At 73.6% G+C, this 21395-nt stretch carries 20 protein-coding genes; 10 read left to right on the top strand and 10 right to left on the bottom strand.

Features of this window, described 5'->3' with window-relative positions; all coding sequences use genetic code 11:
- The coding region (locus tag ABH931_RS27875) for an electron transfer flavoprotein subunit alpha/FixB family protein (protein WP_370118904.1) at positions 1–554 on the top strand (554 nt) is incomplete at its 5' end.
- 81 nt (positions 555–635) lie between these two features.
- Here the strand turns inward: ABH931_RS27875 and ABH931_RS27880 are convergent.
- The gene (locus ABH931_RS27880; protein ID WP_370118907.1) at positions 636–1118 is read right to left on the bottom strand and encodes a hypothetical protein; all 483 of its coding nucleotides are present in this window, start codon (positions 1116–1118) and stop codon (positions 636–638) included.
- 118 nt (positions 1119–1236) lie between these two features.
- Here ABH931_RS27880 and ABH931_RS27885 point away from each other — a divergent pair, with 118 nt between their 5' ends.
- The gene (locus ABH931_RS27885; protein ID WP_370118910.1) at positions 1237–2643 is read left to right on the top strand and encodes an SDR family NAD(P)-dependent oxidoreductase; all 1407 of its coding nucleotides are present in this window, start codon (positions 1237–1239) and stop codon (positions 2641–2643) included.
- Positions 2644–2712: 69 nt separating this feature from the next.
- Here the strand turns inward: ABH931_RS27885 and ABH931_RS27890 are convergent, their stop codons facing one another.
- The 5 genes from ABH931_RS27890 to ABH931_RS27910 all read right to left on the bottom strand — a co-directional run bounded on the left by ABH931_RS27890 (position 2713) and on the right by ABH931_RS27910 (position 9120).
- The gene (locus ABH931_RS27890; RefSeq protein ID WP_370118913.1) at positions 2713–4734 is read right to left on the bottom strand and encodes an FAD-dependent oxidoreductase; all 2022 of its coding nucleotides are present in this window, start codon (positions 4732–4734) and stop codon (positions 2713–2715) included.
- A 166-nt stretch (positions 4735–4900) separates the two neighbouring features.
- The gene (locus tag ABH931_RS27895) at positions 4901–6112 is read right to left on the bottom strand and encodes a cytochrome P450 (protein WP_370118916.1); all 1212 of its coding nucleotides are present in this window, start codon (positions 6110–6112) and stop codon (positions 4901–4903) included.
- Positions 6113–6230: 118 nt separating this feature from the next.
- Positions 6231–6587: a YciI family protein gene (locus tag ABH931_RS27900; protein WP_370118918.1), complete on the bottom strand. Its 357-nt coding sequence runs from the start codon at positions 6585–6587 to the stop codon at positions 6231–6233.
- 218 nt (positions 6588–6805) lie between these two features.
- Positions 6806–7852, bottom strand: a complete 1047-nt coding sequence (locus tag ABH931_RS27905; RefSeq protein WP_370118921.1) for an ArsR/SmtB family transcription factor — start codon at positions 7850–7852, stop codon at positions 6806–6808.
- A gap of 80 nt (positions 7853–7932) precedes the next feature.
- Positions 7933–9120: a methyltransferase gene (locus ABH931_RS27910; RefSeq protein WP_370118924.1), complete on the bottom strand. Its 1188-nt coding sequence runs from the start codon at positions 9118–9120 to the stop codon at positions 7933–7935.
- A gap of 106 nt (positions 9121–9226) precedes the next feature.
- On the opposite strand from ABH931_RS27910, the gene ABH931_RS27915 reads away from it, so the two are divergent.
- The 6 genes from ABH931_RS27915 to ABH931_RS27940 all read left to right on the top strand — a co-directional run bounded on the left by ABH931_RS27915 (position 9227) and on the right by ABH931_RS27940 (position 15597).
- On the top strand, positions 9227–10216 hold the full coding sequence (locus ABH931_RS27915) for a phosphatase PAP2 family protein (protein ID WP_370118927.1): 990 nt from the start codon (positions 9227–9229) through the stop codon (positions 10214–10216).
- Positions 10217–10357: 141 nt separating this feature from the next.
- Complete coding sequence (locus ABH931_RS27920; protein WP_370118930.1) at positions 10358–12061, top strand: MFS transporter; 1704 nt, start codon at positions 10358–10360, stop codon at positions 12059–12061.
- Entirely contained in the window at positions 12058–12918 is an 861-nt protein-coding gene (locus tag ABH931_RS27925; protein ID WP_370118933.1) for an MBL fold metallo-hydrolase, read from the top strand. Before ABH931_RS27920 ends, ABH931_RS27925 begins: the two co-directional genes overlap by 4 nt.
- 126 nt (positions 12919–13044) lie before the next feature.
- Positions 13045–13521, top strand: a complete 477-nt coding sequence (locus tag ABH931_RS27930; RefSeq protein ID WP_370118936.1) for a MarR family winged helix-turn-helix transcriptional regulator — start codon at positions 13045–13047, stop codon at positions 13519–13521.
- Positions 13522–13535: 14 nt separating this feature from the next.
- Complete coding sequence (locus ABH931_RS27935; protein WP_370118939.1) at positions 13536–15122, top strand: MDR family MFS transporter; 1587 nt, start codon at positions 13536–13538, stop codon at positions 15120–15122.
- A 46-nt stretch (positions 15123–15168) separates the two neighbouring features.
- Positions 15169–15597, top strand: coding sequence for a MarR family winged helix-turn-helix transcriptional regulator (locus ABH931_RS27940; RefSeq protein ID WP_370118942.1), 429 nt, complete (start codon positions 15169–15171; stop codon positions 15595–15597).
- A gap of 145 nt (positions 15598–15742) precedes the next feature.
- Here ABH931_RS27940 and ABH931_RS27945 read toward each other — a convergent pair whose 3' ends face one another.
- Positions 15743–16756, bottom strand: coding sequence for an NADPH:quinone reductase (locus tag ABH931_RS27945; protein WP_370118945.1), 1014 nt, complete (start codon positions 16754–16756; stop codon positions 15743–15745).
- Positions 16757–16862: 106 nt separating this feature from the next.
- A complete protein-coding gene (locus ABH931_RS27950; RefSeq protein ID WP_370118948.1) occupies positions 16863–17768 on the bottom strand; it encodes a S41 family peptidase in 906 nt (301 codons plus the stop codon).
- Between the two features lie 190 nt (positions 17769–17958).
- Here ABH931_RS27950 and ABH931_RS27955 point away from each other — a divergent pair, with 190 nt between their 5' ends.
- Together ABH931_RS27955 and ABH931_RS27960 are read left to right on the top strand one after the other, a co-directional pair.
- The gene (locus ABH931_RS27955; protein WP_370118951.1) at positions 17959–18573 is read left to right on the top strand and encodes a hypothetical protein; all 615 of its coding nucleotides are present in this window, start codon (positions 17959–17961) and stop codon (positions 18571–18573) included.
- A 24-nt stretch (positions 18574–18597) separates the two neighbouring features.
- On the top strand, positions 18598–19224 hold the full coding sequence (locus ABH931_RS27960) for a class F sortase (protein ID WP_370118955.1): 627 nt from the start codon (positions 18598–18600) through the stop codon (positions 19222–19224).
- Positions 19225–19251: 27 nt separating this feature from the next.
- Here ABH931_RS27960 and ABH931_RS27965 read toward each other — a convergent pair whose 3' ends face one another.
- Together ABH931_RS27965 and ABH931_RS27970 are read right to left on the bottom strand one after the other, a co-directional pair.
- Positions 19252–20583, bottom strand: a complete 1332-nt coding sequence (locus ABH931_RS27965) for a hypothetical protein (protein ID WP_370118957.1) — start codon at positions 20581–20583, stop codon at positions 19252–19254.
- Positions 20571–21383: a protein phosphatase 2C domain-containing protein gene (locus ABH931_RS27970; protein WP_370118960.1), complete on the bottom strand. Its 813-nt coding sequence runs from the start codon at positions 21381–21383 to the stop codon at positions 20571–20573. The genes ABH931_RS27965 and ABH931_RS27970 overlap by 13 nt, the downstream gene beginning before the upstream one ends.
- Between the last annotated feature and the right edge of the window lie 12 nt (positions 21384–21395).

The following is a 21395-nucleotide window of genomic DNA, read 5'->3' on the forward strand; positions in this document are numbered from 1 at the left end:
CCGTCCAGTCGCGGGTCTCGCGCGGCGTCGCGGTGATCACCGTGAAGCCGAACGCGACCTCGCCGGAGCCGGCCGCGGCCGCGGGTGCGGTCGAGGCCGTGACGGTGGAGTTCTCCCCGCTGGCGTCGGGCACGAGGGTCACCTCGCGGACGCCGCGGGTCTCGTCGGGTCGTCCGGAGCTGACCGAGGCCGCGATCGTGGTCTCCGGTGGGCGTGGGGTGGGTGCGGCCGAGGGCTTCGGTGTGGTCGAGGCCCTCGCGGACTCCCTCGGCGCGGCCGTGGGTGCCTCGCGTGCCGCGGTCGACGCCGGCTGGTACCCGCACTCCAACCAGGTCGGGCAGACCGGCAAGCAGGTCTCCCCGCAGCTGTACATCGCCAACGGGATCTCCGGCGCGATCCAGCACCGTGCGGGCATGCAGACCTCCAAGACCATCGTCGCGGTCAACAAGGACCCCGAGGCGCCGATCTTCGAGCTCGCCGACTACGGCGTCGTCGGCGACCTGTTCGCCGTCCTGCCGCAGCTCACCGACGAGATCAACGCCCGCAAGGGCTGACCCCCCTCACCCCACCGCACCACCGGACCCCGCGCCCCACCCCGGGACGCGGGGTTCGTCGTACGATCAAGCGGCCGGGCGTCAGGACGACGGCCACTGCCCGGGCGCAGCGCAGCGGCAGGCGCGCGCCCGGCTGAGGCGGACACGCCGGTTCCAATCCGGCCCCCGCAACTCCCCCGGGCAGTCGAGGCGTTCCGCCGGCGCCCAGCGGCCGATGCCCGGCAGTGGCCCTGCCGCATGGGCTCGGACGACCACCGGCCAGTCCGCGCTCCGCAGTTGACCGACCACCGCGCGCGCCCTGACCAGTCGGCGCCGCCCTCGCGCGGACCGAAGCCGATGGACGAGTTCGCCTGCCGTCGGGTCCCCCGCAGTTCGCTCGGCGCCGAGGACATCGCTGCGCAGCCCCGGCGGTTCGCGCGGCGTGCGGCCCTCGTGGTGCGTGCTCGTCGGCCCGACGGGGCCGCTCGCCGGGACACCGAGCCGCTCGCGGATGAGCGCTGCCTCGGCCGGAGGCAGCAGGTGCAGGAGGGAGCGCAGACCCTGCACCGTCAGTTCGTCCGGCATCGTGCCCCTCCCGCGTCGAGGCCGTGATGCCGCGAAAATCCGTTCGATGTGCGCGCTCGGCCGCCACTAGGCTGACGTGCGTTTCAGGGGTTCCACCAGGAGAGTTGGGGGTTGGGCGGTGCAGGACACACAGTCATTCGGTATCTCGGACGAGGAATTCGCCACCTACGAGCGGCTGGTGGGTCGCCTGTGCGCGCTTCCTCCCGCCGACGTGCGACGCAGGCAGGCGGAGGACCTGGCCGCGTCCTTCGTCTGGCAAGGGCGCAACGGCCGGCGTCGGCAACTGCGGGCCGAACGTCGGGAGGCCGACGCAGCGCTGGCGGGGGCGACCGTCATGGGAGCCGCGGATCGGCGCGAGGACGCGCCGTTGGCGCTGCCGCAGCGTCCGGGCTCCGTCGGTGAGTTCGTCAAGCCCCGGCTCTGCTACGTCTGCAAGTCGCCGTACCGACAGGTCGACGGCTTCTACCATCTGCTCTGCCCCGCCTGCGCGGCCGACAACGCCACGCGCCGCGGCCTGAGCACCGACCTGACCGGGCGGCGCGTGCTGCTGACCGGTGGCCGGGTGAAGATCGGCTTCCAGCTGGCGCTGATGCTGCTGCGCGACGGCGCCGAGCTGATCGTGACCAGCCGCTTCCCGCACGACACCCTGCGCCGCTTCCAGGCCGCGCCGAGCAGCGACGCGTGGCTGGACCGGCTGACCGTCGTCGGGATCGACCTGCGCGACCCGCGCCAGGTGCTCGGCCTCTGCGAGCAACTGCGCACCGAGGGGCGGCCGCTGGACATCCTGGTCAACAACGCGGCGCAGACGCTGCGTCGGCCGCCGGAGTCCTACGCGCGGCTGGCGGAGCAGGAGCTGGCACCGCTGCCGGACGCGCTGCGCGCGCGGCTGCGTCCGGCGCCCGGGTTCCGGCCCATGCCGGCGCTGTCACCGGCCTGGCCCACGGCCGGGCTGGAGTCCGGGCGGCACCACCCCGGCCCGTCCGCGCCACTGCCGTCGTCACTGCCGCAGACCGACGAGGCCGGGCTCCTGCCCGACCTCGCGGCCGAGAACTCCTGGTCGGTCCGGCTCGGTGCGCTGGACCCGGCCGAGGTGCTGGAGACGCAGCTGGTCAACTCCGTCGCCCCGGCACTGCTCTGCGACCGCCTGCTACCGCTGCTGCTGGCCTCTCCGCATCCGGCGCGCTACATCGTCAACGTCACGGCCGTGGAGGGCCGGTTCGCGGTGCGCAACAAGACGGCCCGGCATCCCCACACCAACATGGCCAAAGCCGCGCTCAACATGCTGACCCGCACCAGCGCCGAGGAGCTGGCCCGCGAGGGCGTCCACATGTGCGCCGTGGACACGGGTTGGATCACCGACGAGAACCCGGCGCCCAAGAAGGCCTACGAGGCGGCCCGCGGCTTCCGGCCCCCACTGGACGTCGTCGACGGCGCGGCCCGGGTCTACGACCCGATCGTGCGGGGCGAGGCGGGCCACCCCGTGGCCGGGGTCTTCCTCAAGGACTACGGGGTGGCCGACTGGTGACGGACCGCGGCCTCCGGCTGCCGGTGCCTGTCCAGGGTCGGGCGGTACCAGGCAGCCGAAGGGCGAGGGTCAGAGCGTGGCGGCGAGGCGGGTGCCCTGGTCGATGGCGCGCTTGGCGTCGAGCTCGGCCGCTATCTCCGCGCCGCCGATCAGGTGGGCCTTGACGCCGCGGTCCAGCAGCTCCGTGTGGAGCGCGCGCTGGGGCTCCTGGCCGGTGCACAGGACGACGGTGTCGACCTCGATCAGCCGGTCCGCGCCGTCGACGGCGATGTGCAGGCCGGCGTCGTCGATGCGCCGATAGGTGGCGCCCGCGACGGTCTCGACGCCGCGGTGCTTCAGCTCCGCGCGGTGGATCCAGCCGGTGGTCTTGCCCAGTCCCGCGCCCGGCTTGCTGGTCTTGCGCTGAAGCAGCGTCACGCGACGCGGGGACGCGCTGCGGACCGGGGCGGTGAGGCCGCCGGGCGTCGTGTGCGCGGTGTCGACGCCCCACTGGGCGAAGAAGACGGCCGGGTCCAGGCTCGCCTGCTCACCCGGGTCGGTGAGGAACTCCGCGACGTCGAAGCCGATGCCGCCCGCACCGAGGACGGCCACGCGCTCGCCGACCGTCGCGGAGCCGTTCAGCACGTCCACGTAGCTGACGACGCTGGCGTGGTCGACGCCGTCGATCTCCGGGGTGCGCGGGGTGACGCCGGTGGCCACGACGACCTCGTCGTAGCCCGCCGCCGTCAGGAAGTCCGCGTCGACGCGGGTGGAGAGCCTCACCTCCACGCCCAAGGTGTCGAGCTGGTGGCGGAAGTAGCGCAGCGTCTCGTCGAACTCCTCCTTGCCGGGCACGCGGCGGGCGAGGTTGAGCTGGCCGCCGACGGCGTCGGCGGCGTCGAAGAGGGTGACCGCGTGGCCGCGCTCGGCTGCGGAGACGGCGCAGGCCAGGCCCGCCGGACCGGCGCCGACGACGGCGACGCGCTTGCGCAGCCGGGTCGGCGAGAGCACCAGCTCGGTCTCGTGGCAGGCGCGCGGGTTGACCAGGCAGGAGGCGATCTTGAGGCTGAAGGTGTGGTCCAGGCAGGCCTGGTTGCAGCCGATGCAGGTGTTGATGCCCTGCGGGGTGCCCGCGGCGGCCTTGTTGACGAACTCCGGGTCGGCCAGCAGCGGGCGGGCCATGGAGACCATGTCGGCGACGCCCGAGGCGAGCAGCTCCTCGGCCAGCTCGGGGGTGTTGATGCGGTTGCTGGTGACCAGCGGAACGGACACCTGGCCCATCAGCTTCTTCGTCACCCAGGTGTAGGCGCCGCGCGGCACGGAGGTGGCGATGGTGGGGATGCGCGCCTCGTGCCAGCCGATGCCGGTGTTGATGATGGTCGCCCCGGCCGCCTCGACGGCCTTGCCGAGTTCGACGACCTCCCCGAAGGTCGAGCCGCCGGGCACCAGGTCCAGCATGGAGAGGCGGTAGACGATGATGAAGTCGGTGCCGACGCGCTCGCGCACCCGGCGCACGATCTCGACGGGGAAGCGCATCCGGTTCTCGTAGCTGCCGCCCCAGCGGTCGGTGCGGTGGTTCGTCGGCGCCGCGATGAACTCGTTGATCAGGTAGCCCTCGGAGCCCATGATCTCGACGCCGTCGTAGCCGGCCAGCTTGGCCAGCTCGGCGGCGCGGACGAAGTCCTCCACCGTCTGCTCGACCTCTGCGTCGCTGAGCTCGTTCGGCACGAAGGGGCTGATCGGCGCCTGGATCGCGCTCGGGGCGACCAGCTGCGGGTGGTAGGCGTAGCGGCCGAAGTGGAGGATCTGCATGGCGATCTTCCCACCGGCCGCGTGGACGGCGTCGGTGATGACGCGGTGCTGGGCGGCCTCCGCCTCGGTGCTCATCTTGGCACCGCCCTCGAAGGGGCGTCCGGCGTCGTTCGGGGAGATGCCGCCGGTGACGATGAGGCCGACGCCGCCGCGCACGCGGGTGGCGTAGAACTCGGCCATCCGCGCGAAGCCGTCCGGGGCCTCCTCCAGGCCGACGTGCAGGGAGCCCATCAGCACCCGGTTGGGCAGGGTGGTGAAGCCCAGGTCCAGGGGGCTCAGCAGGTGGGGGTAGGCGGTCACGGCGTCTCCTCGCACACGTCCGGTCACACGTCCGGTGTCGCCACCACGGTAGGGGCCGCGGACGCGGTTATGCAACAAGGTGCAAAACCGCGTCCGCGAGACCTCCGTCACCCCGGCGCCCGCGAGCTCAGTCCGCAACCTCAGCCCGTGCGATCAACCCGCGAGCTCAGCCCTTGAGTGCCACCGGCAGGGCCTGCACGCTGTTGCTGACGAACGAGGCGATCGGGGTCGTCTCCCCCACGGCCGCAAGGCCCGGGAAGCGGCCGTAGAGCTCGCGCAGCGCCACCTCCGCCTCCAGCCGGGCCAGCGGCGCGCCCAGGCAGAAGTGCAGGCCGTGGCCCAGGGCGAGGTGCCGGTTGGGCGTGCGGGTGGCGTCGAAGCGGTCCGCGTCCTCGTGCCGGCGCGGGTCGCGGCCGACGGCGGCGTAGGAGGCGAGGATGCCGTCGCCACGCTTGATCACGACGTCGCCGATCTCGATGTCGTCCAGGGCGAAGCGCATCGGGAAGTGCGCGACCGGCGAGTCGTAGCGCAGCGTCTCCTCGACCACCGCCGACCACGCGACCGTGCCCGCCACGGCCGCGTCGCGCTGCTCGGGGAAGGCGGTCAGCGCGCGGACCGCGTTCGTGATCAGGTTCAGCGTGGTCGCGTGGCCCGCGATGAACATCAGCATCATGGTGCCGACGACCTCCTGCTCGCTCAGCCGGTCGTCGGCCTCGCGCGCGGCGAGCAGATCGCTGGTCAGGTCGTCGCCGGGGTTGGCCCGCCGCTCCGCGGCGACCCGGCCGAGCAGCGCGACCATGCCGCGCTGGGCCGCGACGGCCTCCTGCGCGGTCGCGGAGCTGCGCACCAGCACCCCCGAGTGCGCGTGCAGCTCGTCACGCAACTCCTCGGGGATGCCCAGCAGTTCGCCGATCACCCGCATCGGCAGCGGATAGGCGAAGTGCTCCCGCAGGTCCACCGGGCCGGGCGCGAGCCGCTCCAGGTGCCGCAGCAGCTCCGCCACGACCGCCTCGACGTGCGGCCGCAGCGCCTCCACCCGGCGCGGGGTGAAACCCTGGCTGACCAGACTGCGCAGCCGCCGGTGGTCCTCACCGTCGGCCGAGGTCATGCCCGGAATCGTGATCATTCCGAGCAGCGGCCAGCCCTCGGGCACCTGCCCCTCCTGCAGGGCCCGCCAGTTGCCCGGGTTCTTGCCCACGCGCGGGTCGCCGAGCAGGGACTGGAGTTCGTCGTGCCCGGTGACGGCCCAGGCGGCTATCCCGCCCGGCAGCTCCACCCGGGCCACCGGCCCGCGTTCGCGCAGGGCGGCGTTCTCGCCGTGCTGGTCGGTGCCGTGGACGTCGAGCCGGTAGGGCGGTTGCGGTGCGGTGCTGGTCACGGTGGTCCCCCGGGGTATCGGACGAAGCTGGTCGGGCGGTCACGTCGCCGACCGTGTCGATCATGGATCAGAGGGTGACACCTCGTCCAATACCGGCGGGGCCCGCCTGCCCCTCGGCCTACCCCTCCTTGATCTCCCGCACCTCCGCGGTGACCGTGACGCCCGCGTCATGGCAGGAGAGGAAGCGCCGCGTCCACTCCAGCGCCTCGGCGCGGTCCCGGCACTGCATCAGGGCGTAGCCGCCGACCACCTCCTTGGCCTCCGCGAACGGGCCGTCGGTGACGGACAGCTTTCCGCCCGCCCAGGTGACGGTGGCGCCGGCGGCGGTCGGGGTCAGCCCGGCGGTCTCCAGCATCACGCCCGCCTCGGTGATCTCCTTGAACAGCGCGCCGATGGCCTGCTGGGACTCGGGCGAGGCGAAGGCACGGGGGCTGTCCTGCTCGTCGATGCGGATCAGCGAAAGGTAACGCGGCATGGTCGGCTCCAAAGTGGGCGGCGACGGGTGCGTTCCCGCCTGCCACCTGAGCGTCGACCGAGAGCCCCCGGAATCGACCTCGCGGCCCAGGGAATCCCGAGCGCGCCGCGGAGACGGGATCCGGTCCCCGGTGCCGGACCCCGCCTCCGGACGCCGTCACAAGGCTCCGAGAGGATGCGGCAGCAGCGTGACACCGTGATGACCACGGATGCCAGCCTTTAGGCGGAGGGCCTAAAGCTCCGGGCCCGCGCGCCCACCCGCCCGGCCGGGTTCGCACACAGCAGCGCGTCGCCGAGGTCGGTGAGCAGGTGCCGCACCCGCCGGCCCTCGCGCACGGTGGCGATCAGGTCCGCGTTGCGCAGCGCGAGCGCGTGCTGCGAGGCGGTCGGCGCGCTCACCCCGAGTCGGCCGGCCAGCTCCCCGGTGGTGCAACCGGCGCCGACCGCGCCGATGGCACGCAGCGCGCGGGCCCGGCCCGCGCCGATCAGCGCGGCCAGGCCGTCACCGGCGCCCCCGTCGTCGCGTCGAGGGGCCGAGGCGACCCGCACCGGATAGTTCAGCGTCGGCTGACGGCTCGGATCGAGGATCGGCAGGGCCTGGTCCAGCCCGAACAGGCTGGGCATCAGCACCAGGCCGCGCCCGCCCAGCTCCACCCGGGACTCGCCGGGGAAGCCCGGCAGCCGCACCTCCAGCGCCCGCTCGGGACCACTCCAGTGGACCCCGTCGTGCAGCGAGCCGACCGCCGGCCCGAGGCCCAGCAGGTCCGCCCGCTGCCGCAGCCCCGCGACGTCGCGCCGCAGCACTGCGCGCATCGTCGGCCAGCTCTCCGCGAGGGCCACGTCGAACACCGCGCGCAGCGCCTCGGCCAGCTGCCGAACCTCCCGGCGGCCGCCGTCCTGCAGGCGCAGCAGCTCACCCGGCGCCTTCGGCAGGCGGGCCCGGGTCAGGTACAGCTCGACCTCGGCGCCGATCCGTTCGGGCGCGGTCGCCTCCAGCGCGTCCAGCTCGGTGGACAGCTCCTCACCCGCAGCGAGCGGCACCAGCGGCAGGGGCACGAACCGTGGATGCGCGTTGATCATCTCCACCAGCGGCAGCGCCCTGGCGGGCACGTTGCGCCGCACGTCGTTCCACCAACGCGCCCGCGACACACCGCCGTCGGCGCGCGGACCATCGTGCAGGGCGTCGACGAGGTTGCGCAGCGGGGAGATGGCCACCCGCAACCGCATCAGATCCTCGGCCTCGCACCCGAGCAGCAAGGCGCCCACCGCGCTCCCCTCCTCCGGCCCCCACACGCCCGAGGATAACCGGCACATGACACACAGTCAGTACCTGTGAGCGGTGACTGTCAGCGCTTGACCGCCCGCAGCACGACGAACTTGGGATTGCCCACGACCGTGCGGCAGTTGCCGAAGACGCGGTCCAGTCGGACGTGGTAGCCCAGATGCCGGTTGCCGACGACCCACAGCTCGCCGCCCTGGCGCAGGGCGCGCTTGGCGTCGGCGAACATGCGGTGGGCGGTGGCGTCCGTGGCGGCCTGGTAGCTGTGGAAGGGCGGGTTGTTGAGGACCAGGTCCACCGAGCCGGGGGCCAGGCCGCTCGCGCCGTCCGCGACGGTGAAATGGGCCTTGGTGGCGGGGTCCGCGTTGGCGCGGAAGGTCTGTTCGGCGGAGGCGACCGCACCGAAGGACTCGTCGAGGAAGGTCAGCTCCGCGCCGGGCGCGGCCAGGGCGGCGGCCAGGCCGAGGACGCCGTTGCCGCAGCCGAGGTCCACCACGTGGTGCCCGTCGGCCGGGGTGGGCAGGTGCTCCAGGAAGAAGCGGGTGCCGATGTCCAGCCGTTCGGCCGAGAAGATGCCCGCGTGGTTGGTGACGGTCCGGCCGGCCAGCAGCGCGCCCGCGCCGGGGACGTCCGAGGGGAACGGGTACTGCTGGGGCCACGGATTCGCCGGGCGGGCGGCGAGGACGTCCGGGTCGGGCGTGCAGAAGATCAGCCGGGCCTTGCGGCGGGCCAGTGAGGTGCGCGTCGGGCCGAGGACGCGCTCGAACAGTTCCAGCGTCGAGGTGTGGATCTCGGTCACCATGCCGGTGCCGACCACCACCGTGCCCGGGTGGACGGCCGGGGCGAGCCGCAGCAGCTGGTCCTCCAGCAGCGCGAGGCTCTTCGGAACCCGCACCAGCAGCACGTCCACCCGCGCCGGGGGCCGGTCCCGGCTGGAGAGCAGTCGCACCGCGTCCGCCGGGCGTCCGTTGCGGGCGAGGTTGGCCGCGGTCGCCCGCTGCGCGAGCCAGGAGTCGGTGATCTGCACCGGCGCGTGCGCGGACAGGGCGGTGGCGAGCGCTCCCCAGCGGTCGCCGAGGATCACCAGGCTCCCCGCGGAACCGTCCGGGGAACGATCGAGTGCCACTTCGGCGTCAGCCAAGTGCTGCAGCAGATAGTCGTCGGACGCATCCCAGGCGCGGAGGCGGTCGCGTGCGTCGACGGGAAAGCGAGCAAGATCGATTCCGGCGCCGCCGGGCAGGGCGAAGTGGTTCATGGTTCTGCCAGTCTGCCCGATCCGGGGGCCGGGTTGCGCGAGCACCTAACGTACGGCGTACGGTAGGCGGTGTCCATCAGGTGAACACGCGGGGGGAACTCGACTTATGGCAGGCACCGTGGCCCAGGGCGAGGTCGGCACCGCCGACGACTCCACCCCCCCGGCCGACCCGCAGAACCCGCCATCGCGGCTGCCGCCCGATCCCGGCCGGCGGGGCCTGCTACGACGCATGGCGCGCTGGAAGCCCCGCCAGTGGGGCCTGGAACTCGTACTGCTCGTGTACGCAGCTTACGACGGAAGCCGCCTGCTGGTGCACGGAAAGGAGTCCGTGGCCCGCGAGCACGGCGAGATGCTGCTGCGCACCGAGCGCCACCTGCACGCCGAGCCCGAGCACTGGCTCAACCGCCTCTTCTCCGAGCACGCCTGGCTCGGCGTCCCGGCGGACTTCGTCTACGCCAGCCTCCACTACGCGATCACGCCGCTGGTGCTGGTCTGGATGTTCCGCAGCCGCCGCGCCCACTACGCCTACGCCCGCACCTGGCTGGTGCTGGCCACGGCCCTCGGGCTGGTCGGCTTCGTCTTCTTCCCGACCGCCCCGCCGCGCCTGCTGACCGACCCCGACGGCTTCCTCGACATCATGGCCCAGCACTCCGACATCGGCTGGTGGGGCGGCAGCGGCAGTGCGCCGCAGGGCCTCGGGGCGATGACGAACGACTTCGCCGCGTTCCCCAGCCTGCACTTCGGCTGGGCGCTCTGGTGCGGCCTGCTGATCCACCGCCACGCACGGCGCCGCTGGGTCCGCGTCCTCGGCCTGCTCTACCCCGCGCTGATCCTGGTCGTGGTGATGGGCACCGCCAACCACTACCTGCTCGACTGCGTCGCGGGCGGCGCCGTGGTCGTCGTCGGCCGCCTGCTGACCGGGCCGCTGCAGCGGCTGGGGTCGCGACTGCGCCGCACGATCCGCCGCGAGCGGTCCGCCCCGGTCCCGGACTACGCGGTCGCCGCGGAGGCGACCGCGGGCGCCGACGTCGTCTCGGAGGATGTCGTACCGGAGGGCTGGGCGCAGATCGGCGCCCAGCGGGCTCCCGTGGAGTGACCCACACCACAGCATGACGGCCCGTCAGCACGCCCGAGAACGTCCCTTCCGACCGGAAAACCGCTGGCCGCGCCGGAACCACCCCGTGAGAGTGTGGTTCCGGCGCGGCGGGTGAGTGGACGCAGGGGAGAGTGATCGGCCATGGCCGTAGGGGACGGGACGGGGAGAGGCGGCGACACCGGCAGAGCGGCAGGCTCCGGCGGGGGCCCGCACTGCGACAGCGGCGGGCCCACGCCGCCCGGCCCCGCGGACGCCGGGGCCGAGAGCCCCGTGCTCGAAAGCCCCGCGGCCGAAAGCCCCGTGGCCGAGGGAACCGCGGCCGAGGGAACCGCGGCCGACGGAACCGTGGCGGCCCGCCGCCGGCTCGTCGTCGCGGCGCTGATGCTCTCGATGGCGCTCGTCGCCCTCGACTCCGCCTGCGTGTCGACCGCCGTGCCGCAGATCGTCGGCGAACTCGGCGGCTTCAGCTACTTCTCCTGGCTCTTCTCCGGCTACCTGCTCGCGGTCACCGTCACCCTGCCGATCTACGGCAGGCTCGCCGACGCGCGCGGGCGCAAGCCGGTGCTGCTGATCGGGTCGACGGTCTTCCTGATCGGCTCACTGCTGTGCGCGGGCGCCTGGTCGATGGGCGCGCTGATCGCGTTCCGGCTGGTGCAGGGGCTGGGCGGCGGCGCGATCCAGGGGACGGTGCAGACTCTCGCCGCCGACCTCTACCCGCTGGAGCGCCGTCCGAAGATCCAGGCGGCGCTCTCCACGGTGTGGGCCGCGTCCGCCGTCCTCGGCCCGGCCGTCGGCGGCCTGCTGGCCGGCTACGCCAGCTGGCGCTGGATCTTCCTGATCAACCTCCCCGTCGGGATCTTCGCGCTGGTGCTGATCCAGCGCCACCTGCGCGAGGCCCAGGTGGACCGGCGCAAGCGGGCCCGGATCGACTGGGCGGGCGCGGTCGGCCTGTTCCTGACCACCGGCCTGCTGCTCTTCGCCCTGGTGCAGGGCGGCGTCGCCTGGCCGTGGCTCTCCGCGCCGAGCCTCGCCTGCTTCGCCGGCTCGGTCGCGGCGGGCGTCGCGACCTTCCTGCAGGAGCGCCGCGCCGAGGAGCCGATCATGCCGGGGTGGGTCTGGCGGCGGCGCGTGATCGCCGGGGTCAGCCTGGCACTGGGATTTCTCGGCGTGCTGATGATCGCCCCGATGGTCTTCCTGCCGACGTACGCGCAGTCGGTGCTCGGCCTCTCCCCCGTGGCAGCGGGCTTCGTCCTCTCGGTCTGGACGATCAGCTGGCCGATATCGGCCGCGCTCTCCAACCGCGTCTACCGCCGGATCGGCTTCCGGAACACCGCGCTGATCGGCGCGGTCGTCGGCACGCTGCTGCTGGCCGTCTTCCCGCTCCTCCCCTACCGCGGCCCTGCCTGGCAGCCCGCGCTGCTGATGCTGCTGCTCGGCGCCGGGCTCGGACTGTTCCAGCTGCCGCTGATCATCGGCGTGCAGGGCAGCGTGCCCTGGCACGAGCGCGGCACCGCGACCGCCTCCGTCCTGTTCTGCCGCCAGGTCGGCCAGAGCGTGGGCGGCGTGCTCTTCGCGGTGATCGCCAACGCGACGCTGACCGGCCGCCTCCACTCCGCCCCCGCCTCCCTGCGCGGCGCGCTGCCGCAGGGCCTGGACAAGACCGCCTCCGCGCTGCTCCACGACGGCGGCCTGAGCGGTGCGGCCACGGACTACCTGCGCCACGCCCTCGCGAGCGCCGTCGGCCACGTCTACCTCGGCGCGGCGGCAGCAGCCGCTCTCGCGGTGATCGTCCTCGCTACAGTGGCGCCGAAGCGCTTTCCTGTGGTCGAGGGGGAACAGACATGACCGACGCGACGGACGGCTGGGCCGAGGTCGCGGACCGGGTCTTCCAACGCCGCTACAACCCCTGCGACGTGACGGTCACGGCCGTCGCCGGGGCGGACGGCCTGATGGTGGTCGACACCCGGTGCAGCCTCGCCGAGGCGCGGGAGCTGCGCGAGCACCTGCGGGAGGTCTCGGCCGCGCCGGTGCGCTGGGTCGTCAACACCCACGTGCACTTCGACCACGTCTGGGGCAACGCGGAGTTCGCCGCGCCCCGGCAGGTCCCGCCGGCGCAGTTCTGGGGCAGCGCGGAGATGATCGCCGAGCTGCGCGGTGCCGCGACCGACCCCGAGGCGCTGGCGTTCAAGGCGTCCGTCACCGCGAAGAGCGAGAAGTGGCGGGCCAGGATGGCCGAGCTGGAGGAGTACGTCCCCGAGAACGCGGTCCACGGCGCGCACGACCTCGACCTCGGCGACGGGCGCGTGGTGCGGATGCGCCAGGTCGGCCGCGGCCACACCGACGGTGACCTGGTCCTCCACGTCCCGGACGCGGACGTGCTGCTGATGGGCGACCTCCTGGAGGTCAGCGGCGATCCGGCCTTCGGCCCCGACTCCTTCCCGCTCGAATGGGCCCCCACCCTCGACGCGGCGCTCGCCCTCGCCGGCCCGGCCACCCGCTACGTCCCCGGCCACGGGGAGACCACGGACGCGTCCTTCGTCCGCTCCCAGCGCGACGCGATCGCCGCGGTCGCGGCGCAGTGCAGGGCGCTGCACGCGGCGGGGGTGCCGGTCGACGAGGCGCTGGCGGCGGGCGAGTGGCCGTACGAGCGGGAGGCGTTGGACAACGCGGTGAAGCGGGCCTTCCTGCACCTGGGGCAGTAGGCACCTCCCTGGTCGGCGCAGCCACTGGGGGGCAGCCACGCAGCCGCTGGGGGCGCGGTGAGTGCAACTAGTTGCTTTAACCAATCAATAGGCATATAGTTGCCCTGGGCAATCAAAGGGGTTCCCATGGCAACCGCCTCCGCACGTGCCGACCGGGTCCGACTCGTGAGCAACCTCGGTGCGATCAAGGCGCTGCTCCGGCGCGTCAAGCGCGACCTCCCGGAGCGCGAGCGCGGGCGCAGTGCCGGCGTGCTGGTGCTGGCGATCCTGCACCGGACGGGGCCGTCCCGGCTGCGGGACCTCGCCGACGAGGCCGATCTCGACCTCTCCGTCGTCAGCCGGCTCGTCGCGGACCTGACCGCGGAGGGCTGCGTCGAGCGGCGGCCGAACCCCGAGGACCGCCGGTCCTCCCTGCTCGCGATCACCCCCGACGGCGTCCGCCGTCACGAGGCCGCGATGGCCCGCGCCGCGGAGGCGATCGAGCCGGTGCTGCAGGAGTGGAGCGACGAGGACGTCGCGCTGCTGTCGGACCTGCTGGGTCGCCTCCACCACAGCTTCCAGTCCCAGCTGGGACGCAGTCACTGCAAGACCACCCACGCGTGAGAGAGAAGACCGCCGTGTCCAAGCATTCGGGACGCCAACCCGTGGCCGCCGGACAGCCCATGAGCCACCGCCAGATCATGGAGTCGCTGACCGGCCTGCTGCTGGGCCTGTTCGTCGCGATCCTGTCCTCCACGATCGTCTCCAACGCGCTGCCGACGATCATCGCCGACCTGCACGCCAGCCAGACCGCCTACACCTGGGTGATCACCGCGACCCTGCTCGCGATGACCGTCTCCACGCCGATCTGGGGCAAGCTCGCCGACCTGATGAGCAAGAAGCTGCTGATCCAGATCGGTCTGGTGATCTACGTCGTCGGCTCGGCCGTCGCGGGCCTGTCGCAGAGCGCGGGCATGCTGATCGCCGCGCGTGCGGTGCAGGGCATCGGCGCGGGCGCGCTCACCGCGCTGACCCAGACGATCCTGGCCACCATGGTCCCGCCGCGTGAGCGCGGCCGGTACTCCGGCTACATGGGCGGCGTCTTCGCCCTCGGCACCATCGGCGGCCCGCTGGTGGGCGGGGCGATCGTGGACACCTCCTGGCTCGGCTGGCGCTGGTGCTTCTACGTCGGCGTGCCGTTCGCGGTCGTCGCACTGATCGTGCTGCAGAAGACGCTGCACCTGCCGGTCACCCGGCGCGAGGTGAAGGTCGACTGGCTGGGCGCCGGCCTGGTCACCGCCGCGGTCTCGCTGCTGCTGGTCTGGGTCTCCTTCGCGGGAGACAAGTACGCGTGGGCCTCCTGGCAGACCGCCGTCATGGTCGGCGGCGCGGTGCTCCTCGGCGTGCTGTTCCTGCTCGCGGAGAGGCGGGCGAGCGAGCCGATCATTCCGCTGCACCTGTTCCGCAGCCGCACGATCGCCCTGGCGGTCACCGCCTCGCTGCTGATCGGCGTGGCCATGTACTCGGCCACCACCTTCCTCAGCCAGTTCTTCCAGCTGGCCCGCGACAACTCGCCGACGATGGCGGGCATCATGACGCTGCCGATGATCCTCGGCCTCGCCCTGGTCTCGATGCTGTCCGGCCGGGTCATCACCCGAACCGGCCGCTGGAAGGCGATCCTCGTCCTCGGCGGGGTGCTGACCGTCGTCGGGGTCGCCCTGATGGGCACCGTCCGCGCGCACACCGACTACTGGCTGCTGGCGCTGGACATGTTCCTGATCGGCTCCGGCCTCGGCATGACGATGCAGAACCTGGTGCTGTCGGTGCAGAACCAGGTCCGCGCCGAGGAGATGGGCGCGGCCAGCGCGGCCGTCGCGTTCATGCGGACCCTGGGCGGCGCGGTGGGCGTCTCCGCGCTCGGCTCGCTGATGTCCACGAAGGTCACCCGTTACACCGAGGACGGCCTGGCCAGGCTCGGCATTCACGGTGCGGCCGGCGACGGCGGCGTGCCGAAGCTGTCGACGCTGCCGGTCCCGGTGCGCGGCGTCGTCGAGGAGTCGATCGGCCACGGGATCGCGGACGTCTTCCTCTACGCGGCGCCGTTCGCGGCGCTGGCGACGCTGGCGATCCTGTTCATCAAGGAGGTCCCGCTGCGGAGCTCCACCGGCCCCGTGGCGGCGGGTGGCGCCGCGTCCGCGCAGGATACTGTCGGCGCGACGCGCTGACGGCGCAGGACGGGACGGCGGTCGAGGACGGAAGGCGGGCGGCACGGTGAGCAGGGCTGTCGAGGAGATCGAGCAGGAGCTCGGTGTGCTGTTCCGTCGTGGGCGGGCTCTCTCCCACGAGCTGGCCGAGGCCGTCCACCCGGGCCTGGAGCCCGGCCACTACGCCTTCCTGGTCCGGCTGGACGAGGCGGGTGCGAGCCGTCCGAGCGAGCTGGCCGCGTACTTCCACATCGGCAAGGCGACTGCGGGGCGACAGCTGACGTGCCTGGAGACACTCGGCCTGGTCACCCGCCGCCCCGATCCGGAGGACGGCCGCGCCCACCTGCTGGAGTTGACGCCCGAGGGGGTCACCCGGGTCCTCGCCGCGCGGGCGCAGCGCCGGGAGACCTTCCACGAGCGGCTGTCGACGTGGGCGGAGGGCGATCTCGCGACGCTGGCGCAGCTGCTGTCGCGCTTCAACGCGGAATTCGGCTGAGCGCAGCCGCCAGAGGCGCGAGGCCCTGCTGATCGGCCCTCCGCCACATGGGCGCAGGGGCGCCTCCCAGCCGAAGGCTGGGGAGGAGCCGCACATCGGCAGAGCCCCGCGCCCCTGGCGGCTGCGCCGCCTGACGTGCCCGCGACTACAGCTCGATCAGGACCTTGCCCACCGTGCCGCTCTGGACGGCGTCGTGGGCCTCGGCCGTCCGCTCCAGCGGGAAGCGGTGCCAGGGCAGGCCCGCGTCCTCGCCGCCGCGGAGCGCGCCCGCCGCCACCGCGTCGCCGATCGCGGCGACCGCGTCCAGCTTGGCCGCGTCCGGGATCGTGTAGACGAGGATGCCGAGCCACCGCAGGTTGCGGACCATCGAGTCGCGCACCGGGATCGTCAGCTCCGGGCCGCTGCCGTCCGCGTAGAAGGCCACGGTGCCACCGGGGGCGAGCACCGCGAGGTCCAGGGCGGTGTTGGCCGTCGGGGCGACCTCCACGACCAGGTCGACCCCGTCGGGTGCCGTCGCCCGGACCACCGTCGCGGCGTCCTGCGCGCGGTAGTCCACGACGTGGTGGGCTCCGGCCGCCCGTGCGAGCGCGGCCTTCTCGGGGCCGCTGACGGTGGTGAGGACCGTCGCGCCCGCCCAGCGAGCGAGCTGGATCGCGGCGTTGCCGACCGCGCCCGCGCCGCCCGCGACCAGCACCGTGCGGCCGGCCAGCGCGCCGGGCGCGAGCCGCGCGGGGAAGTCCGCGCCGAGGGTGAGCGCGCGGTGCGCGGTCATCGCGGGGATGCCGAGGCTCGCACCGAGCTCCAGGGAGGCGTGCCCGGGCAGGGCGACGGCCTGGCGGGCCGGGAGCACGACGTACTCCTGCGCCGTGCCGTCGGGACGCTGCCAGGCGGCCTCCCAGATCCACACGCGCTCGCCGATCCGTGCCGCGTCCACGCCCGCGCCGACCGCGTCCACGACGCCGGCGCCGTCCTGGTTCGGCACCTGCCGGGCGCCGGCACCGAAGCCACCGCCCGAACGGGCCTTCCAGTCGGTCGGGTTGACCCCGGACAGGGCCACCTTGACCCGGACCTCGCCCGGGCCCGGCTCCGGGACCGGGCGGTCGTCGACCAGGGCGAGGACGTCGGAACCACCGCTGCGCTCGTACACGATTGCCTTCATGATCGAGCGAACCGCCGAACCGCCGCGGTTGTTCCCCCGCCGTACCCGGTCAGCCCCGCCCTGCTCGGTCAGCCCCGCCGTACTCGGTCAGCCCCGCCCTGCCCGGTCAGCCGAGCCGGGCGAGTAGCTCCTGCACGGCGCGCTCCAGCGCCTGCTCCGCCGGGACGTCGATGTCCGGGGCGATGCCCACGCCCTCCCAGCTGGTGCCGCTGGTGGGGTTGACCGAACGGCCCACCGGGACGGTCAGTTCCAGGTGCGGGTGGAGCGTCCAGCCGTTGCGCGGGTGGGCGCCGCCGCCCGTGCGCTCGCCGACGACGACGGCGCGGCCGGACTGCTGGAGGTTGTAGGTGAGTTCCTCGCCGCCCGAGAAGGTGCGGCCGCTGGTCAGCACGGCGACGGGCTTGTCCCGGCCGAGCCGGCGACCGGGGACGTGCGGCAGGGTCCAGGACTGCTCCTCCGTGTCGCCCGCGTCGCCGTCCCGCCAGAACTGGGTGTTGAGGTGCGTCGGCTCGTCGAAGAGGTAGCTGCAGACGTACTGCGCCGTGTACGGGTCACCGCCCAGGTTGCCGCGCAGGTCCAGGATCAGGCCGCGGGCCTGCGCCGCGAGGGTCATCACGGCGGTGACGGAGTCGGCGGAGAGCGCGAGCGGGAACAGCATCGGCGCGAACTCGACGACCGCGACACCGCCCTCCAGCAGCTCGAAGCGCGGCACGCCGCCGCAGGACTCGGCGGCGCGCTTGAGGAACATCTGCTCGGCGGCGGCGTCCTTGCCGTCCGGGACGACCTCCGCGTGGAAGGCCAGGCGCAGGTGCTTGTCGCCGTTGGCGGCCTGCAGGTCCTCGGTGACCAGTCGGCCGAGCTCCTCGGGACCCTCGGCGGCGGCGTACCGGCCGGCCGCGGCGGCGGCGCGCAGATCGGCCGCGATCTTCTCGCCGATTCCGGGGAAGACGTAGTTCGCGGTCACCAGGTCCGCCGCGCGCGCGACAATGCCGCCATGATCAAGAGAGGTCATGAGGGAGAGTAAACCGGTCGACCCCCACCCCCCACCACTACTTCTTTCGAATTAATTGTATGACCGGAACGCTACAAGACGCATACGGACGGTGACACTCCCGGTCGAGACAGTCGCGGTGTGTCCCCCCGCACCCCGGGCCCGGCGCCCGAGGTCCGCACCCGACGCCCGGAGGTGCCGGATGCTCCGCATGCCGCACAGGATCCCCCCGCTCGCCGTGTCCGCCGGTGCCGCCCTCGCGCTGGCCTGCGCCCCGATACTCGCTCTCGCCCCGGCCGCCGTCGCATCCTCCGGGACGCCCGCCTCGCCCGTGAAGCCCGCCGTGCCCGCGAACGGGGTGAACGGCGCGGACATCTCCATCAGTCCGGAGAACGTGACCCCCGGCCGCACCGTGGGCCTGGTGGTCAACTGCAGCGCCTCCTTCTTCGGCACGCCGGACCCCACGCTCGTCTCCTCGATGGCCTTCGTGACGGCGGTCCGGGTCCACCCGATGCCCGGCCAGCCGGGCTTCTTCTCCGGGGCGGCGACGATCAGCTCGGACGTCAAACCGGGCTCCTACAGCGTCTCCGGCGCCTGCAAGGAGTCCAACACCTCGCTGTCCACCTTCCGCGGCGAGGTCGAGGTCCACAGCCGCCACGACGACGGCCGTCACGACGACAACCGCCACCCGCACGGTCCCGTCCACACCGGTGTCGGCGGCAGCATCGACCCGGGCAGCACCACGCAGGTGGCCGTGGGCCTGGGCCTGGCCGGGCTCGCCGGCGGCGCCCTGTTCCTGAGCCGCCGTCGCGGCGGCGCGAACTGAGACCGCCGCACGAAGGAGGGGTGGATGCTCGGTAGCAGGCGGTCGGTGGCGCGCGCCGTCCTGGTCCTCGGCCTGGTGATCGCCGGCCGTGGGCTCGGCGGCGGCCCGCCGCAGCCGGACGCGAGCGCGGCCGACAACGCCAACGGCGTCTACTGGTACGCGGACCAGGACCGTCCCGCTCCCCCGCTGCCGGCCGCGACGCCGTTGCGGGTGCGCATCCCCTCCATCGGGGTCGACGCGCCGCTGGCCTCCCTCTCCCTGGACCGCGCCGGGCGGCTGGTCCCGCCGCCGGAGGGCCGCAGGAACCTCGCCGGCTGGTACGCGGACGGCACCGCCCCCGGCAGCGCCGGGCCCGCGATCATCGCGGGCCACGTGGACAACGCGCACGGACCCGCCGTCTTCTACGCCCTCGGCTCGCTCTCCCGCGGCGACACCGTGGACGTGGTCCGCGCCGACCGGCGCACGGCGGTGTTCCTGGTCGACCAGGTCCGGGTCTTCGACAAGGACCACTTCCCCGACAACCAGGTCTACGGTCCGACGCCGCTGGCCGCCTTGCGGCTGATCACCTGCGGCGGCGGCTACCGGGCCGGGCAGGGCTACCTGGGCAACGTGGTGGTCTTCGCGCACCTGGTGCGCCGCCCGCCGAGCTGACCGCCACCCTGACCGACGCGCCTCGCGTCAGGCCTCACCGGCCGTGATCCAGCCGCGTGCCGGGCCGAAGTCCACGCCCATCGGCCGCACCCCGAGCCGCTGGCCGGGGTGGACGGCCTTGAGCGTCTCCCCGTCCGGCGCCACCCGCCACGCCCGGTCGCCGACGTTGCGCAGCACCACCCGCCCCGGGCGGCCCGGGTGCGGCTCGACCCGCCCGAGGACCGTCGGCTGACCGCGCCCACCCGCCAGGTGATGGTCGGTCACCTCCGCACCCTCGCCCAGCACGAGCTCGCGCCCGTTCGGCAGGTGCAGCAACGGCGGGACGGGCAGCGGCAGTCGGCAGGCCCAGCAGGGGCTGCCGGGGCGGTCGGGGTCGTGGAACACCTCCGCGCCGCAGCGCGGGCAGGCCCAGACGCTGTCGTGCAGCCGCAGCAGCGCCCGCCGCCACACCCCCTCGGTGACGCGGCCGCCCAGGCTCGCGTCCCGCAGCCCGACCGTGAAGGCGCGGGTGAAGACCTGGCGTACGAACTCCGGGTAGAGCGACCACCACACCAGCATCCGGTCCCCCGGAACCGGGCGGTTCGCCGCGTCGGCCGGGTCGAAGACGAAGAGCGGGCTGCGGCCGAAGTGCTCCAGCAGCAGCTCCAGTTCGGTCAGGTGACCGCCCCCCTCCCAGGTGTAGGAGGAGTCGACCCGTGCCCCCAGCAGCGGATGGCCGTGCACCAGCACGAAGAAGAGCAGGACGGCCAGGGAGTGCAGGTCCGTCACCGTGGAGGGCAGCGCCTCGTCGCGCAGGATCTCCGGCGCCATGAACCGGCCCGTCCCCTTGACGAAGACCTCGCCGCCCTCGCTGCCGATGTTGTCGTTGTCCAGCACCGCGATCTGCGCGGTCGCCGGATCCACCCAGACGTTGCCGAAGCTGAAGTCCCGGTAGCAGAGCCCCGTCGCGTGCAACGCGGCCATCGCCTCCACGAGTTCGCGCCCGATCGTCGCCAGCACCCGGAAGGACGGCTGCTGGCGCTCGTTGAGCACCTGCGGGATCGGCACGAAGCGCGGCTCGACCAGCCGCATCAGGTACCCGAAGCCCTCGGGCCCGGCGTCCGCCGCCTCCACCAGGTCGATCGGCCACACGAACGCGCCGTGCGGCGGGCGGCCGCGCCGCACCAGCGCCTCGATACAGGCGCGGAACCCCTCCTGGCGCAGACTCGGCCGGAACCACTTGACCGCGAACGACGCCTCCCCCAGTGCGACGACGTGCACCACCCCCTGCCCGCCCGCGCCGATCCGGCGCCCCACCGTCACGGTGGCACCACTGCCGAGCAGCCGCAGCCGCTGCCCCGGGGCGATCAGCGGGTCCACGAGCCCACCCCCCGGTGCAGCAGCAGCGCGATCGAGGTGTCGTCGCCACTGCCCGCGCCCGAGGCGCACAGCTCGGCCCAGAGCGGCAGCTGGGCGGCGAACCAGTCCCGCCCGTGCCCGGCGGCGAGTTCGGCGAGGTCGGCGCCGACGGTCGGCTGCCAGTCGTCCTCGCGCTGGGCGTTGCCGTACCCGTCGGTGGCCAGCAACGCCAACGCGACGTCCTCGCGCCGCAGATCGACGACCGCGAGGCGGATCGAGGCCGCCGCGTCGGCCTGGCACAGGCTCGTGGTCCGCCGCCCGTCCAGCGCGGCGTCCGGCGGCACGGGCGCGAAGGAGGTGCCGTCCGGCCGGACCACGAGCAGGTCACCGTCGCCGATCTGCAGGCACAGCAGCCACGGCGGACAGGCGGCGGCCATCAGCAGGGTGCTGCCGTAGGGGATCAGTGGCTCCTCCACCGGCCGCTCGTACGGCTGTTGGGCCAGGTGCCCGGCGACGGCCGCGCGCCAGTGCTCGACGAGCAGCGGCACGAACACCTGCCGCACCGCGCGCTGCGGCCTTTCCGCGTCCGCGCGGAGGAGGTCCGGCAGCCGCCGCAGGCCCTGCGAGCAGGCGGCGTCGACGGCGAGCACGGCGCCCACGTCGCTGCGGAAGTGCGAGGCGTGCCCGTGCCCGTCCGCCACGGCCACCACCGTGCACCCGTCCACGCCCCGCGCGCCGCGCGCCGCGTCCTGCGCGACGGCACCCCGCGCGGCGTGCACGGCCCCCCGCGCGACGGCCGTCACGACCTCCCAGCCGGTCATGGTCAACCCTTC

The organism is Streptacidiphilus sp. MAP12-33 (genome assembly GCF_041261265.1).
Classification (GTDB): Bacteria; Actinomycetota; Actinomycetes; order Streptomycetales; family Streptomycetaceae; genus Streptacidiphilus.

What these genes read in the sequence shown, in the direction of transcription:
- ABH931_RS27925 (WP_370118933.1), top strand. Translation starts at nt 12,058, where the DNA reads ATGACCGACGCGACGGACGGCTGGGCCGAGGTCGCGGACCGGGTCTTC.
- ABH931_RS27915 (WP_370118927.1), top strand. Translation starts at nt 9,227, where the DNA reads ATGGCAGGCACCGTGGCCCAGGGCGAGGTCGGCACCGCCGACGACTCC.
- ABH931_RS27960 (WP_370118955.1), top strand. Translation starts at nt 18,598, where the DNA reads ATGCTCGGTAGCAGGCGGTCGGTGGCGCGCGCCGTCCTGGTCCTCGGC.
- ABH931_RS27950 (WP_370118948.1), bottom strand. Translation starts at nt 17,768, where the DNA reads ATGACCTCTCTTGATCATGGCGGCATTGTCGCGCGCGCGGCGGACCTG.
- ABH931_RS27910 (WP_370118924.1), bottom strand. Translation starts at nt 9,120, where the DNA reads ATGAACCACTTCGCCCTGCCCGGCGGCGCCGGAATCGATCTTGCTCGC.
- ABH931_RS27930 (WP_370118936.1), top strand. Translation starts at nt 13,045, where the DNA reads ATGGCAACCGCCTCCGCACGTGCCGACCGGGTCCGACTCGTGAGCAAC.
- ABH931_RS27955 (WP_370118951.1), top strand. Translation starts at nt 17,959, where the DNA reads ATGCCGCACAGGATCCCCCCGCTCGCCGTGTCCGCCGGTGCCGCCCTC.
- ABH931_RS27880 (WP_370118907.1), bottom strand. Translation starts at nt 1,118, where the DNA reads ATGCCGGACGAACTGACGGTGCAGGGTCTGCGCTCCCTCCTGCACCTG.
- ABH931_RS27945 (WP_370118945.1), bottom strand. Translation starts at nt 16,756, where the DNA reads ATGAAGGCAATCGTGTACGAGCGCAGCGGTGGTTCCGACGTCCTCGCC.
- ABH931_RS27900 (WP_370118918.1), bottom strand. Translation starts at nt 6,587, where the DNA reads ATGCCGCGTTACCTTTCGCTGATCCGCATCGACGAGCAGGACAGCCCC.
- ABH931_RS27920 (WP_370118930.1), top strand. Translation starts at nt 10,358, where the DNA reads ATGGCCGTAGGGGACGGGACGGGGAGAGGCGGCGACACCGGCAGAGCG.
- ABH931_RS27970 (WP_370118960.1), bottom strand. Translation starts at nt 21,383, where the DNA reads ATGACCGGCTGGGAGGTCGTGACGGCCGTCGCGCGGGGGGCCGTGCAC.